This is a genomic window from Streptomyces sp. NPDC006739, assembly GCF_042869815.1.
Classification (GTDB): Bacteria; Actinomycetota; Actinomycetes; order Streptomycetales; family Streptomycetaceae; genus Streptomyces.
In genome coordinates this window covers 232,574-246,869 of sequence record NZ_JBIAGM010000013.1, presented here as the reverse complement: position 1 = coordinate 246,869, position 14,296 = coordinate 232,574, and the positions used below count along the sequence as shown (strand labels likewise).

The 14,296-nt window shown below is 68.7% G+C and carries 11 protein-coding genes and 2 pseudogenes; 4 read left to right on the top strand and 9 right to left on the bottom strand.

Annotation, left to right across the window (positions count from 1 at the left end; genetic code table 11):
* Positions 1-170: 170 nt before the first annotated feature.
* Together ACFYMM_RS26005 and ACFYMM_RS26000 are read right to left on the bottom strand one after the other, a co-directional pair.
* Entirely contained in the window at positions 171-2,075 is a 1,905-nt protein-coding gene (locus ACFYMM_RS26005; protein WP_388390502.1) for an ArnT family glycosyltransferase, read from the bottom strand.
* 819 nt (positions 2,076-2,894) lie between these two features.
* Positions 2,895-3,280: pseudogene (locus tag ACFYMM_RS26000) on the bottom strand (IS1182 family transposase); the annotation flags it as partial.
* A gap of 795 nt (positions 3,281-4,075) precedes the next feature.
* On the opposite strand from ACFYMM_RS26000, the gene ACFYMM_RS25995 reads away from it, so the two are divergent.
* Positions 4,076-4,228, top strand: a complete 153-nt coding sequence (locus tag ACFYMM_RS25995) for a hypothetical protein (protein WP_388390500.1) — start codon at positions 4,076-4,078, stop codon at positions 4,226-4,228.
* A 193-nt stretch (positions 4,229-4,421) separates the two neighbouring features.
* Entirely contained in the window at positions 4,422-4,847 is a 426-nt protein-coding gene (locus tag ACFYMM_RS25990) for a hypothetical protein (protein ID WP_388390498.1), read from the top strand.
* Positions 4,848-5,533: 686 nt separating this feature from the next.
* On the opposite strand, the gene ACFYMM_RS25985 is transcribed toward ACFYMM_RS25990, so the two are convergent.
* Complete coding sequence (locus ACFYMM_RS25985) at positions 5,534-5,926, bottom strand: nuclear transport factor 2 family protein (RefSeq protein ID WP_388390496.1); 393 nt, start codon at positions 5,924-5,926, stop codon at positions 5,534-5,536.
* A gap of 133 nt (positions 5,927-6,059) precedes the next feature.
* Here ACFYMM_RS25985 and ACFYMM_RS25980 point away from each other — a divergent pair, with 133 nt between their 5' ends.
* A complete protein-coding gene (locus tag ACFYMM_RS25980) occupies positions 6,060-6,635 on the top strand; it encodes a PadR family transcriptional regulator (RefSeq protein WP_388390494.1) in 576 nt (191 codons plus the stop codon).
* 218 nt (positions 6,636-6,853) lie between these two features.
* Here the strand turns inward: ACFYMM_RS25980 and ACFYMM_RS25975 are convergent, their stop codons facing one another.
* The 3 genes from ACFYMM_RS25975 to ACFYMM_RS25965 form a co-directional block, all read right to left on the bottom strand.
* Positions 6,854-7,660: an SGNH/GDSL hydrolase family protein gene (locus ACFYMM_RS25975; RefSeq protein WP_388390492.1), complete on the bottom strand. Its 807-nt coding sequence runs from the start codon at positions 7,658-7,660 to the stop codon at positions 6,854-6,856.
* Positions 7,661-8,657: 997 nt separating this feature from the next.
* Positions 8,658-9,776, bottom strand: a complete 1,119-nt coding sequence (locus tag ACFYMM_RS25970; RefSeq protein WP_388390490.1) for a fatty acid desaturase family protein — start codon at positions 9,774-9,776, stop codon at positions 8,658-8,660.
* Positions 9,777-9,783: 7 nt separating this feature from the next.
* Positions 9,784-10,839 (bottom strand): ferredoxin reductase, encoded by a 1,056-nt coding sequence (locus tag ACFYMM_RS25965; protein ID WP_388390488.1) that lies wholly within the window; start codon positions 10,837-10,839, stop codon positions 9,784-9,786.
* 87 nt (positions 10,840-10,926) lie between these two features.
* Between ACFYMM_RS25965 and ACFYMM_RS25960 the strand changes: the two genes are divergently transcribed.
* Positions 10,927-12,066: a PucR family transcriptional regulator gene (locus ACFYMM_RS25960; protein WP_388390486.1), complete on the top strand. Its 1,140-nt coding sequence runs from the start codon at positions 10,927-10,929 to the stop codon at positions 12,064-12,066.
* Positions 12,067-12,312: 246 nt separating this feature from the next.
* Here ACFYMM_RS25960 and ACFYMM_RS25955 read toward each other — a convergent pair whose 3' ends face one another.
* The 3 genes and pseudogenes from ACFYMM_RS25955 to ACFYMM_RS25945 form a co-directional block, all read right to left on the bottom strand.
* Complete coding sequence (locus tag ACFYMM_RS25955) at positions 12,313-12,669, bottom strand: hypothetical protein (RefSeq protein ID WP_388390564.1); 357 nt, start codon at positions 12,667-12,669, stop codon at positions 12,313-12,315.
* Between the two features lie 334 nt (positions 12,670-13,003).
* Positions 13,004-13,180 (bottom strand): annotated as a pseudogene (locus ACFYMM_RS25950) (hypothetical protein); the annotation flags it as partial.
* Positions 13,181-13,350: 170 nt separating this feature from the next.
* Entirely contained in the window at positions 13,351-14,286 is a 936-nt protein-coding gene (locus ACFYMM_RS25945; protein ID WP_388390484.1) for a MerR family transcriptional regulator, read from the bottom strand.
* Positions 14,287-14,296: the final 10 nt, after the last annotated feature.

Genomic DNA, 14,296 nt, shown 5'->3' with positions numbered 1-14,296 from the left:
TGTAAAAATGGTGAATTTACGCATCGCGGAATGTGGACAAATTGCGATGGGTCACGTGTGGGCGAGGTGATAATTGTCCGCAAGGATTATTTTGCATTTCTGCTGCCTTGCCCATCCCGCAGTCGGCTGCTCCACCCCCGCCGATCGGCGGGGGTGCGTGCGCGTTCCGCTCAACCCTGCGCACGGCAGTCGTACAGGCCGAAGTTGCCCCTCGTGCGCCAGCCGTAGGCTCCGGAGCGGACGCGCTTGCAGTGGGACTTCACCCAGGCCGTGGCGGGGGTGGTGGGCCGTAGGTGAGTGAGCAGCACGTAGCGGAGTTGGTGAGTGGCGATCAGATCGCCGAGCTGCGGGACGCCGGGGAAGGGGGTGTTGCCGGTGAATCCGCCCATGATGAGCATGGGTTGGGCCTGAGCGCGCAGCAGACGTTCCGCGGGGTAGGCGGCCTGGGTCGCGAGCAGGTACTTCTCGCCCTCGCGGTGCGCGATGAGGTAGTCCAGCAGGGCGGTGTCGCGGGTGCTGGGCCGGCCGAGCTCGGCCCGGCGCAGAGCGGACGGGAAGTGGAGGGCCCTGTGGTAGGCCTCGCCGACCGGACCCGCCGTCGGGGATGTGGAGGCTCCCGCGTAGCGCGGGTCGAGAGACGAGAGGGCCCAGCCGGCGGGTACGAGCAGCATGGCCGCGACTCCGGTCGCCAGAGAGCTTTGGACCAGCCTCAGGGAGATGTGCGACCGGTTGGACCACAGGCCGAGCGTCCCGCACACCGCGAAGATCACGGCGAACACCAGCAGCCGGGAGACGAACCAGGTCGTCCCGTCGAGTACGAGCGCCCAGGCTGCCGTCAGCACGATCGCCGACGGCAGCCACAGCCGTCGCCGGCCGCCCGCCTCGTACGCGCACCGGAAGAGCGCGAGCCCGCCTCCGGCAAGCGCGGCGATCGCCGGTGCGAGCACGGCCGTGTAGTAGGCGTGATTGCCGTTGGAGACACTGAACACCACGGCATGGATGGCAACCCAACCGCCCCAGAGGAGGAAGCCCGCACGCAGCGGATCGGTCCGCGGCGCGCGGGCGCGCCAGACCAGGGCCGTCACGGCGGAGAGCACGGCGAGCGGCAGGAACCAGGCGATCTGGGGGCCGACGGTGTGGTTGACGAGCATCCACCAGCCGGTGTTTTCGGAGGTACGGCTGGCGGCGGTGCCCGAGACGGCGCCGAAGGCGGTGCCGTCGTCACTGAAGCGGCTCATGCCGTTGTAGCCGAAGACCAGACTGAAGGGGTTGTTGTTCGACGTACCGTCGACATACGGGCGGTCGGCTGCGGTAGTCATCCACGCGATCAGCGCCCACGAACAGGAGACGGCCAGCGTGACCGCAGCGCTCAGCAGGAGGCGCAGAGCCCTCTGCAACGGTGAGTTGACCGCTGTGAGTTGATGAACCACGGCGAAGACCGGCAGGACGAGCCAGGCCTGCAGCATCTTCGTCTGGAAAGCGAGCCCGACCCAGACGCCACACGTGATCAGCGGGAACAGCCGCCCGGTGCGCGCCGCCTGCTGCAGGGATCCGGCGGCTGCCACCAGCAGCAGAGTGAGCGCGGTGTCCGGGATGGTGGCCCTGTTCAACACCACGGTGACCGGAGTGAAGGTGAGCGTCAGCGCGGCGACCAGCGCGGCGAACGGCCCGGCCCATGCCCGTACGATCCGGTGCAGCAGCCACACGGTGAGCACGCCCTCGACCACATGGGGCAGCGCGGCCGCCCACGAATGCGGCCCGAAGATCCATACGGAGACGGCATCGGGCCAGAAGGCGCCGGGCAACTTGTCGAGGGTGATCGAACCGCTGGGGTCGAGACCGCCGAAGAAGAAGGCCCGCCAGCTGGTGGCCATCGACCGTATCGCCGCGCTGTAGTAGGGGTGGATCGCGGCGTGCCCCATGCCCCAGGCATACAGCAGTGCGGCGACGCCCAGCACCGCAGCCAGCGCCGGGCGTTCCCAGCGCGCCGGAGCTTCAGGCCGGTCGGCGCGGCGGTGTGATTCCGAGCAGCGGCCGTGGGAGCCGGTGGTCTGGGCGGTGGAAATGGGGTCCATGGCGAAGGTCCTTGATCGGTGTTGAGGCGCCGCGACGGCGGGTGAGGGGCGGAAGACCGCGCGGGAGCCGCGGGGACCGCACACGCGTGCCCTCCGGAAGTACGCCGCCCGACAGACCGGAGATGCGCGTGGAGAGGGGGCTGCGGCCTCCGGAACCCGCATGCCGGAGGCCAACTCACGCTGCCGCTCATGGCATGGGGAAGGTGCCGAGGCGCGCGGCGGATATTCCGAACACGGCCAGTGCACGGGCGAGATCCACACCGACCAGCCGTGCCATCGGCGCGGGGCGTTCCGTCGCCGTGGCGGACGCGAGGTGACGGTATCGGCCGGGGAGGCGCCTTCTCGGCGCTGTCGATCTCGGTCACCGCGACAACCTTGCCGAGGCACCGCCGGTCGACCATCCATCGGGCTTCGGGAGGTACCCCGCCGGTCGGCCAGCCGGCCCCCTCCGATTGGCGGGGGTCGGTCTCGCCGTGAACCGAGTGACCGTGCCCGCCGACATGGTCGCCGGAATGCCACGCGGCGGGGCGGCCCGGCTCGGTGGCGGGCGAGCACAGGAGGAGAGTAAGAAGGGTCTTGCGGGTGACACGCAGGATGTCGCCACATCCATCTCTGCAAGGTGAGTTCTACGATGCGGGGGCGGAACTGCCAGGTCCGATCGGCTAGGAGCGTGTCTCAGTAACGAGCAAGCGGCCCGCTGGCCGTGATCGACGGGATCGGTCGTGGTCGTCTTGCCAGCACCTGTGCAGCTGTGGCCGGGTCCTGCCGGCGGGTGTTCGGCCGACAGGGCCCGTGACGTGGGCGGGGATGTTTGGCTGGTCAGCCGGCGAGGGCGGCGAGTCCGGGTGTCCTGGCGTGCCGGAAGATCTTGCGGAGGTTTCGGCAGGCGGCCAGCAGCCGCCACTCGCCGCGGGCTCCGTCCTCGCCGCGCAGGAGGAGCAGAAGGCCGTTCTGGCAGGTCGTGATCCGTCCGAAGACGGGTTCGACGATGGCCTTGCGGCGGCCGTAGGCGGCCTTCGTGAGCCCGCCGGTGGCCATGAACGTGTCGGTGCCGCAGGCCAGTTGGCGCTCTCGCGCGGCCTCAGGGTTGGTCTCGGAGAGCAGTAGCCGACGTCGACGAGGGCCTGCTCGGGGTGGACGCCGGTGTTCGCCGCGCACTGGTCGAGCATCGTGGTGTAGTTCAGCGTGGCATCGTCTGCGCCGCTGTCGCTCTGGTTTCCGACTCGGCCTGGGGGCTCCTCGCCGGTACGGCGCGTGGCTGGTTTCGCGGGTCGCCCCACCGCCTGTCCGCGATTGGTGCAGTGTCCGGAACGGTGATGGTCGGCCTCGGCGTCCGTCTGGCCCTCACCGGGAACGACGTGTGACAACACAGCGGATACTCGAAACGTTGCGGGTGCCGCTGGTCACTGAGACACGCTCCTGCAGTAGTCCGCGCCCGCAGGGCTCCATGTGTTCCAGGAGGACTTTGGCCTGTGGGTTCTCGCTCGTGCGGTCCTCCAGGAGGCGTGGTCGGCCCCGGCGAGGCGGCGGCTCATGGCGGACGTCATCGCCCACAGGACGCGGGCGCGGAACGAAGCCCTTCTCGTCCGGGGGTTGGGTCCGCCGGTCTCGGCTACCGGGTCGGCCGCCTCGGTCGCGGACAGCCACGACTGTCGCCAACACGATCGCCCAGGTCCCGAACAGCACCTGGCCGACCTGTTCGTGACGCGAGGGACCTGGACGGACGCCGGCCATGTGAAGTGGGCGATCTTCCCGGGCGCCACGTGGTACGACGAACAGCGTCTGTACTCCGCGCTCGGCTACTGACGACCGCCGAGTACGAGGAAGCCCGCTCGCACAACCAGGAGCACCACACAGTCCGCCTGAAACAAGATCATTGAGTTCTGCGAAACCGGGGCAGTTCGTTCCCCCAGCTGGCGGGTGGTGCCCAGCCGACCGGCGGGGGCGAACCGGCCGAGTGCCGGATGGGTTCCCAGCCGTCGGTCCCGGACACTGGGATCATGACGACGACGAGTGGCAACGGCGACGGAGGGCGACGAGAAGTCTTCTTCGAGATCGGGGCATTCACCTACGGCGGCGCGGCCACATGGCTGACTCCCGCCGCTCGGGGTACCTGCCGACGGCGCCACTGTCACTTCTCGGATCTGCTGTAGCCGATGTGCCGAACGCCGCCTTGGCTAGCGCACGGAAACCCAAAGCAAGGTGCCTCCACCCTCACCGGTGCCGGCACTGTCACATGTCCACTTCGAGAAAAACACTTCTGCGCCGCCCGCGCGGACGCCGACCGCGGTCGATGTCTGAAGCTGCCGGTCCACCACACCATCACGAGCAACAGGGAGATCCTCCATGACGTGCTTCTTCGACCCGGTCCATGGCCCCGCCGCCACGACCGTGACCTGGTCGCCCCAGTGGGGTGTGTCCCGACCTGTGCAGGTGTGCGGCGCCTGTGCGCAGCGCGTGCAGACCACCCCGCCGCCCTACTACAGCCCGTACCAGCCGGGTCATCCGCAGACTGAATACGCGCAGGCGCCGGGCTACCCCCAGCAGGGCTACCCGGTTCAGAACACGGGCCCCCAGCAACAGGGTTACCCGGCCCAGGCCATGGGCCCGCAGCAGCAGGGAGGCCGCCGCTTCGGCGCCGGCGCGCTGCTCGGCGCCGGCGCGGCCGGTCTGGTCGGTGGCGCGCTCCTGAACGAGGCGATGAGCGGTGACAAACCGGCAACGGTCGTGAACAACCACTACGAGGACGACGACTTCAGCGACTTCGAGTAAGGCGATCGACGTGGCCCGGCGCTTCGCGCGGAGACCATGGCGCATCCGGGACGCCACGCCTTCCCCGGGATCTTCCCTGGGCCGACTGCCTGCCAGGCCACGCTCGCGCCTCCCGGTCGGGCGACGTCGTGGAGTGAGGATGATCCTTGGGAGTGGACACCGGGAAGTGGACCTGGCCGCCTGCCGCCAGCCGTACAGCATCAGAGCCATCTAGTCCAGGGGGTCGATGTCGTCGGCCGGCATTTTGCGCAGGGCGGCGAAGTACCAGAAGGCCACGTCCCGACGAGCGCGAAGAAACGCTCGTCCCGGGCGCGGCCGCCGGGGAAGGTGCCCTCCAGGGCGTCCACGGCGCCGGCCCGGTCGGCGGGCAGGGGCACATCGTGTCGGCCGCTACCACGACGCGGTACAGGTCAGGCTCCTGGACGAAATCCAGTGAGTTGTCGACGCCCGACTTCTCGAACAGCCCGCGCAGTGTGTTTTGCCGGTCCTCCATGCCGACTCCGGACAGCTGGCGCAACGCCGTCTCGAACTCGAAGCGGCCGCGTCGGAAGGAGGTGGCGCAGTCCCCGGGGACATCGTGGCGTCCACCAAGAAGGTGCGCAGGCCTGCGCGTTGGAGGGTGGCCGGCGGCGGTCAGTCCGACGTTGCCCGCGCCGACGACCACCGCGTCGAAGTCCGTCGTCGCGTCACTGCTCGGCAGTCTCTCGGAGGATCTGCTCGAACTGGGCGCCCATGGCCTCGGCGAGCGCCTGGGCGGCGGAGAGCGGACGCACCATCACCGTGAACTCGTCGATCTTCCCGTTGTCGTCGAAGTGCAGGAAGTCGCAGCCCTGGAGCTTCCTGCCGGCGACGGTGGCGGTGAAGACGAAGGCGTGGTCGCGGCCGTCGGGGTTGGCTATCTCGCGGACGTAGGTGAAGTCCTCGAAGACCCGGGACACGGCGCGCAGGATCGCGGCGGTGATGGCCTTGCCCGGGTACGGCTTGAAGGCGACGGGGCTGGTGAAGACGACGTCGTCGGCCAGCAGAGCGGCCACGGCCTCCAGGTCCCCGCTCTCGACAGCTTTGCGGAAGGGATGCATGAGCCTACCTCTGGTAATCAAAAAATTGAATAGACGTAAGGAAGGATAGAGAGCCTGCCAGCCCTTGTCCACAAGGGCAGGGGTGACCACCGTTCACTTCATTGAGTAATCACAGCGGTGCTAGCGTGTGTCCATGGCTTTGCGGAACGCGGTGATGGCCGCGCTGTTGGAGGGCGAGGCGTCCGGGTACGACCTCGCGAAGGCGTTCGACGCGACGGTCGCCAACTTCTGGATGTCGACGCCGCAGCAGCTCTACCGGGAGCTGGAGCGCATGGAGGCCGAGGGCCTGGTCACGGCTCGAGTCGTCGAGCAGGAGCGACGCCCCAATAAGCGACTGTTCTCCTTGACGGAGGCCGGGCGGAAGGCTGTCCACTCTTACACCGCCGAGCCCTTGGGTAAACCCGCGGTCATCCGCGACGAGCTGATGGTCAAGGTGCAGTGCCTGGACGCCGGCGACATAGGAGCCGTCCGGACCGCCATCGCCGCGCGCATGGAGTGGTCCACCGCCAAGCTGGCCCGCTACGAGCGGCTCCGGCAACGTCTGCTCGACGGGCGCTCCGAGGAAGCGTACTTTGCCGAGGCCGAGCGCATCGGTCCGTATCTCACGCTGTTGCGCGGCATGTCGTTCGAGCGGGAGAACCTCCAGTGGGCGGACATGGCACTGCGAAGGCTCGAACAACGCACGGCCGCGCTCCGGGCCGACGGCTGACCTGCGGCGGTCTCCCCGGAGCGAGTGCTACAAGGCACTCAGGCCCGGACCGCTGTGCGAGTCGAGCCGATGCCCGTCCCCGACCTGCCCCACCGGGCAGGATTGGCCGACACCAGGAGCAGGCAGCGGGCAGCTCGACCTGGGTGGGCTTGCAATGTCCGACTGCTTTGAAGGGAGTTCAGCGCGAGGAGCCACCCGCGTCGTCGACAGCCTGAGCATCACACCGTTGGGGAGGTGTTCCCAGCGGGCACGACCACTGGAAGCAGCGTCGGCCGCTTGGCCTGGCGGCCGTCACCGGAGGAGCGGCCACGCAGGCGGCGGCCGATCCAGGGGCCGAGGAAGGTGCCGGCCCAGCGCAGTTCGGCACCCATGGCCCTCCAGGCAGAGATGTCTGTCCCCGTGGCCGGAAGGGGAAGGGTCCACTTGTCGTCGCTGTCCTGCAGACCGAGCGCCTGGGCCACGGCAGCCGCGATGCGCGCGTGTCCCAGCGGGCCTGCGTGCAGCCGGTCGGCACTCCACAACCGCGGATCGGTCGCCGCCGCGTGTGCGGCCGTCTCCGCCACCACCACGCCGTGGCGGTCGGCGGCCTCCCGGATGCGCGCGTTGAGAGCGAGAACACGGTGACCGATCGGGCGGGCCAACGGCGTGATGCGCCCGACGTCGGGAAACATGAGTGTCGCGACGGTGGCGCCCTGCGCGGTGAGGGCGGCGAACATCGCCTCGACATGGCCGGCCACCTCGTCGGGATCCCAGCTCGGACGCAACACGTCATTGACCCCAGCCACCACGGTGGCGAGGTCGGGCTGCATCGCGAGAGCCGGACCGAGCTGCTCGGCTCGCACCTGACCGGCCTTACGGCCGCGCACCGCGAGGTTGGCATAGAGCAGGCCGGGACTGTGGCGGGCGACCTGCTCGGCTAGCCGGTCCGCCCAGCCCCGGAGACCACGGACATCGTCGCCGTCCCCGAGCCCCTCGGTGTGACTGTCACCCAGGGCGACGTAGCGCAGATATCCGCTGCTCGACACGGGGCCGACCGCCTCTCGTCAACGCTGTTGATGGCAGTGGTGCACGGCCACCGCTACTAAAATTAGCACTTAGTCGCATTGTTGAGTATCACGGTAGCCGCGAGCTCACCTTCCTGCAAGGTGACGCCGCTCTGGTAGGAGCCGAGGCCGTCGGGGGCAGCCCACCGCCCCGTTCCCACCACCGGTGTGGCCGCCCCACAGCGTGAGAACCGCGTGGCGGTATTGCTCCCCGGCCGACGCTTGCGATCCCGACCACGGCTCCGGTCGGGGCGTGTCCGGAGTGACACGCAAACAAGCGATCTAATGCCGGTATGGAGGTGGGTCGGTTCTGAGCTGCCGGTGGCAGTCACCCGTGCGAGCACCCAGGGCGTCGTGCTGACGGCCGCGGCCGGCACTCAGTTGTCGGGGTGGGATGCGGTTTTGAGTTGCCAGCCGCTGCCGCTGCCGCTGCCGCTGCGACTGTCGTGCAGAGGCGGGAACCGGTCCCACTAACCCCAACGTGGGATCAAGTCGGTCGGTATTGACGCTCCTCGGTGCTGGGCGACGCGGATCTTCGGATAGGCATCAGAGTCGGGCCGGTGAGCAGGCGTACCCCCAGGACCGGTGAGCATCAACATCCGCACCGTGGTGGCGGCCGTGGGAACGCTCGGCGCCACCGGTTTACCCAGAGGCATCAGAGCGAGCAGCGCAGTAGGCATCCGTCCGACGTCCACGCGACCGCCGCCACAGTCAAACGCGAGGCCCGCCGGCGCTCCAACGAGAGGCTTCACCGGCCCAGCTCGAAGAAGGCGTAAACGGAATTCACGGCTCGAACACAGCGGCAACCCCGCCCGGAGCCACCGCCGTGCTGAGTAAGGAATCTGCAGCGCAGCCGGACACTGGGCTGCCCGGATCCCTCGTACGGTCTGATGGCGCTGCCGCCCACCGTCCGCAACGGATCTCACCGAACCCGGCTGTGCCGCCGGTACGGCCGAGAGATCTGAACCAATACGGGGAATCAGGCGGCGACGAGCTCCTGCTCGCGTTCCGGCGTTTCGACCTTGGGCTTCTTGTTCGGCAGCGAGAGCCGGAAAACCTTGCGCCACGCGGAGAACACCTGCTTGGGCAGCGGGCCGGTGACGTACTCCAGCTCGTACTTCTCGAACAGCGCGCGCACCTGCACCGCGACCTCGGCGTACCGGTTGCTCGGCAGGTCCGGGAACAGGTGGTGCTCGATCTGATGCGAGAGGTTGCCGGTCATGAAGTGCATGGCCTTGCTGCCGCTGATGTTCGCCGAGCCCATCATCTGGCGCAGGTACCACTGGCCGCGCGTCTCGCCCCTGATCGACCGGCGTTCGAAAACCTGTACGCCCTCGGGGAAGTGGCCGCACATGATCACCGAGTGGGACCAGATGTTGCGGACCAGGTTCGCGGTGAACGTGGCGGCGAGTGTGGTGAGGAACGACGGACCCGACAGCAGCGGGTGGATCACGTAGTCCTTGAGCACCTGCTTGCGGATCTTGCGGCCCACGGCCTTGGCCCGCGCGCGGAACTCCGGTTCCTTGCGGCGGCGTTGGTGCAGATTCTTGCCGAGTTCCAGGTCGTACGCTGCGATGCCGTACTCGAAGAAGCAGGCGTTGATGAAGTTCCACAGTGGCTGGCCGAGGTGGAACGGGTGCCACTTCTGGTCCTCGTCGACGCGCATGATGCCGTAGCCGAGGTCGTTGTCCTTGCCGATCACGTTGGTGTACGTGTGGTGGAGCTCGTTGTGGGAGTGCTTCCACTGGTCGGCCGGCGAGACGTGATCCCACTCCCAGGTCGTGGAGTGGATCTTCGGGTCGCGCATCCAGTCCCACTGGCCGTGCAGGACGTTGTGGCCGATCTCCATGTTGTCCATGATCTTCGCCACGGACAGCCCGGCAGTGCCGATCAACCACGCCGGCGGGAAGATCGAGAAGAGCAGCACGCCCCTGCTGACCAGCTCGAGCTTGCGCTGCGCCGAGATGACCTTACGGATGTAGGCGGCGTCTTTCTCGCCGCGGCCGGCGATCACCGTGTCGCGGATCGCGTCCAACTCGCGGCCAAGATCCTCGATCTGCTCCGCGGTCAGGTGGGCGGTGGGGTCGATGGCGGTCAATGTGCTCCTACCGTTCGATGTCGCAGGGGCCCGCCGCGGCGGACACGCAGGTCTGGATGAGGACGCCCGACTCGGCCTCGGTGATCTCGCCGGTGCGCAGGTCGCGGACGGCGCCTGCCTTGAGCGGCGTGACGCAGCCGAAGCAGATGCCCATGCGGCACCCGGAGGGCATGAACACGCCCGCCTCCTCGCCGACGTCCAGCAACGGTGTGGCGCCGTCCGCGTCGACGGTCTTGCCGGTGGCGCTGAACGTGACCTCGCCGCCGTCGCCGGTGACGACGATGCTGGGGCGGAAGCGTTCGGTGTGCAGGCGCTCTTGTGCGCCGTGCTCGTTCCAGTGCTCCTCGGCGGCGTCGAGCAGACCCGCGGGTCCGCACGCCCAGGTCTCGCGCTCGGCCCAGTCGGGCACGAGTTCGTCCAGACGGCCGATGTCGAGCATGCCGTCCGTGTCGGTGTGCACCTCGGTGAGACGCAGCTTCTTGTCCGCGACCAGGTCGTGCAGCTCGTCGCGGAAGATCACGTCGTGCGGCCGTGGTGCGCAGTGGACCATGACGGCGTCGCCGAACTCGGTGTCGCGCAGCATGCCCATCACGGGCGTGATGCCGCTGCCGGCCGTCAGGTAGAGCACCTTGGCGGGCTTGGCCTGCGGCAGAACGAAGTCGCCGGTCGGCTGGTCGAGCTGGACCAGCGTGCCCGGTTTCGCCCTGCGGACCAGGTGGTTGCTGACCTTGCCGTCCGGGATCGCCTTCACCGTGATCGTGACACGGCCGTCCTGGCGGTTTGTCGGCGAGGTGATGGAGTAGGCACGCCACAGGCGCACCCCGTCGACGTCGACCCCGATCCGCACGTACTGACCGGCTGTGTGGCCGCGCCAGGCCCGCCCCGGCCTGATCACGATGGTAGCGGCGTCGCCCGTCTCGGGGTGCACGGCCTCGATGCGCCCACGCAGGTCGGCGCCCGCACGCAGCGGGCTGATCAGGTCGAGGTAGTCCGACGGCAGCAGCGGCGTCGTGACCATCTCCAGCAGTTTCCACGCCCTGCTGCGGAGGGCTGCACTCGTCATGACTCCAGCTTGCTGCGCCGCAAGGCGTAAAGTCCTGACCGCAGGATGTGAATCTGGTCGGCTGAATTGTTTGCAGGGAACAAAAACATGAGCCATGCAATCCAGAGGGCCAGCGAACTGGCCCTGGATGAGACGACGGTCACCGCACTTCGGGCCGAGCTGAAGACCACCGCCGACGAGGTCGTCCAAGCGATCATCGACGAGGTCCCGCCCTACGCCAACGCCCTCACGGGCCACATGGGCGCCACCATCCGCCGAGCCGTCCGCACCGCCCTGGGGAACTACCTGGACCTCGCGAGCGGGAACGCCACAGGCGGCGACGCCGGTGACGCGGCCTACGAGCTGGGCCGCGGCGAGGTGCGCGACGGCCGTTCGATGGACGCCCTGCTCAGCGCCTACCGCGTCGGCGCCCGCGTGGCCTGGCGATGCCTGGCAGCGGGTGCCGTACCCGCAGGTCTGCCCGCCGCCGAGGTCGCCAAGTTCGCCGAGCTGACCTTCGCCTACATCGACGAGCTCTCCGCCGCGAGCGCCGCGGGCCACGCCGACGAACTGGCCGCCCGGGGCCGGGCCCACGAGCGCCACCTTGAACACCTGGCCCGCGACCTCCTCGCCGGCGCGAGCCCGGACGTGCTGCTGGCCTCTGCTCAACGGGCCGGGTGGCAGCCTCCGGTTTCACTGACCGCGGTCCTGCTGCCCGCCCCCCAGGCCCGGCCTGCCTACCGCGCACTCGACCCGGGCACCCTCGTCCTCGACGATCTGCCGGACGCCACCGGTGTGCTGCTCGTCCCCGATGCCGACCGAGCACATCTCTTGCGGCAGCTGACCGACCGCACCGCTGTGGTCGGCCCGGCCCGGCCATGGACTCGTGCGTCCGCCTCGTACGCACGAGCCGTACGCGCGCGCTCCCTCTCCTCTGATATTCGCGACACCGAGGACCACCTGCCCGAGCTGGTGCTGAGCGCCGACGTCGACGCGCTCGCAGACCTGCGTGCCCGAGCCCTCGCACCGTTGCGGACCCTGCCTGTCGCGACCGCACGGCGGCTGGAGGAGACGTTGCGGGCGTGGCTGCTACACCAGGGCAGGCGGGACGAGGCGGCGGCGGCGTTGTTCGTCCATCCCCAGACGGTCCGGTACCGGATGTCGCAGCTGCGGGAGCTGTTTCCGGATCTCGCATCGCCACACCGGGTCCTTGAACTGACGCTGGCGGTCGGTCTCCGGGTCAGCTGACGACTACTTCGACCCTGCGGCCCGGGTACGAGCGGCATGAGCCGGCTGGGACCGGGTTGACGTGAAGGCCGGACAAGGCCTCGGCAAGCTCGTCGGAGGTCCAGTCCCTGAGAAGCGCGGTGGCGGATACGGCTCGACCGGATCCGGTGGACGATGCACACCGGCCCGCTCGTCGACGCGCTCATCGAGCATCTGGTCGGTGATCTGGGACGCTATGCCGCGAAAAACGGCTTTCACATCGTCGTCCTACCCGAACAGCGGGGCCAGCCGTTCCCGCTTGGTCTTGGAGGAGGGCAGCTTCCAGTCGTTCACCCGCTCGTCTCCCGGGCCGCATGATCCACGAGGTGATCTTGCGAGGGCTCGGGATGTCGGATCGGATCGGCGGTACCCGCGCGGAGGGCGGCGAGATGTTTGCGGACGACCTGGCGGCTGCCCTGGTAGCCGCGCGCCTGGATGGCGGACGGCCTTGCGGTCGAGGTTCAGCCGCCGGGCGATCGCGCTGATCGTCCAGCGTTTGTCCAGGAGACTGTGGATGTCCTGGAAGCGGTGGCGGGTGCGCTCGATGATCTGGGTGCGGGGCGGCTCCGCGGGCGGTGACAGCATCGGGGTCACCTTGGGCGCTTCGGCTGCTTCGGCCGCCGTCTTCTCCTCGGCGTGTTTGCGCAGGCAGTCCCGATGCCGGGGGCAAGTCTTCTCCACTGCGGTGGACAGGTTCTGCAACAGGGCACTGGTGGGCCGTCGGCGAGGTACCCGCTGAGCAGGTCCCTTTCCCACGGCCCCCAGCCCGAACGACGCTTGCGACTTTCGCCGCACGTCGCTCGCCAGCGACTACTCCGTGAGTGCTGTCACAGGTCTTGAGCCGGTGGAGGTCCGTACGACAACTTCCGCAGACGACGAGGGTTTTGCGGTGTCGGGCGGCCATGAGAGCTGCCCCCGGCGGCCGGTTCCCGGATCGTCCGAGGTCGGCGAGCCTGGCGACGTGGTGGACTTCCACCTCGTCAACGCGTCCGCAGGCCTCGCACCGTCCGGCCAGGAACCAGGTAACCAGCTCCTTGCCTTTGGTGTTGACCGGGTCAGCCGACGGTCGGTGCTGATCGAGGTCTCCATGGCCCATTGCAGCCGGGCGAGTCGGAAGACATCGCCCGGCCAGAACGAGAGCGGGAGAGACCGGCGACGCGGCCACCTGAAGTACGACCGGGGCACTCATCAACCGATCATATGGGGCGGCATTTTCACCCGACGCCGGCCGCGTCCGGCGCCTGCCGCCTTGCGACCGCCCCGTCATTACTGTGTCCGCACGCGCAGAGCCTGGACGGACCAATCGAGCACTGGAGCCAGACTCTCCGGGGCCGGCCAGCCGTTGAGCACTGCGAGCAGCTGGAGGTATCGCTCCCAGCGCGGGTCGTTCACGCTCTCCAGCCGAGTCACCAGCCGGCGGCGAAGCTCGACGTCGTCGGGGCGGCCGAGGAGGTGCGCGTAGTACGCCGTGAACTTTGCGACGATCGGATCGGCCTGGGGTGAGGCTGGGTCGATGCCTGCGGTCAGGGCCGGGCCGGCCTGGTCACGGACGGCTGCGGCGATGTCGCGGCGCGGGACCATCATGTCGCTTCGAGTCTGCTCGGCTGCCTGGTCCTCGGCCATCCGCCGCACGACGGCGCGGAAATCCGGGTCCAGGGACATTTCGGCCAGCTCCACCCACGCCTGGACCTGCTCTGTCTCCGGGTTGTCGGGCAACTCGGGGGTCATCGAGCGCATGACGCCCGCGAATGCGGGGGCGGCACCAAGACCGCCGAAGACGGCGTCAAGGAAATCGCCGATCAGCCGTCTGCGTTCGTCCTCGGAAAGCTGGGCCAGCTGGTGCATGAGTTCGGTCTCCTCAGGTGTGGACCCGCGCTCGGCCACCGCCGTCAGCACCGCGCTCCGCAGGCGCAGGACGCGGATCTGCACTGCCAGTGCTTCGGCGTGCGCTGCGGCGACCTCGGGAAGCGACAGCTCGCGGTCCACGACCTTGCGGATCGTGGGAAGGTCCAGTCCCAGCTCGCGCAGGGTCCGCACGAGATCCAGACGTGCGACGGCGTCGATGCTGTAGAGGCGGTAGCCGGCCGGGCTGCGGTCCGTCGGCGCCACGATTCCGCGATCGGAGTAGAACCGAATGGTCTTGACCGTGAGACCGGTCAGCCGAGCGAGTTCACCGATCGAGTAGAGCGTGTCGCCGTCCATGTCCCCACCT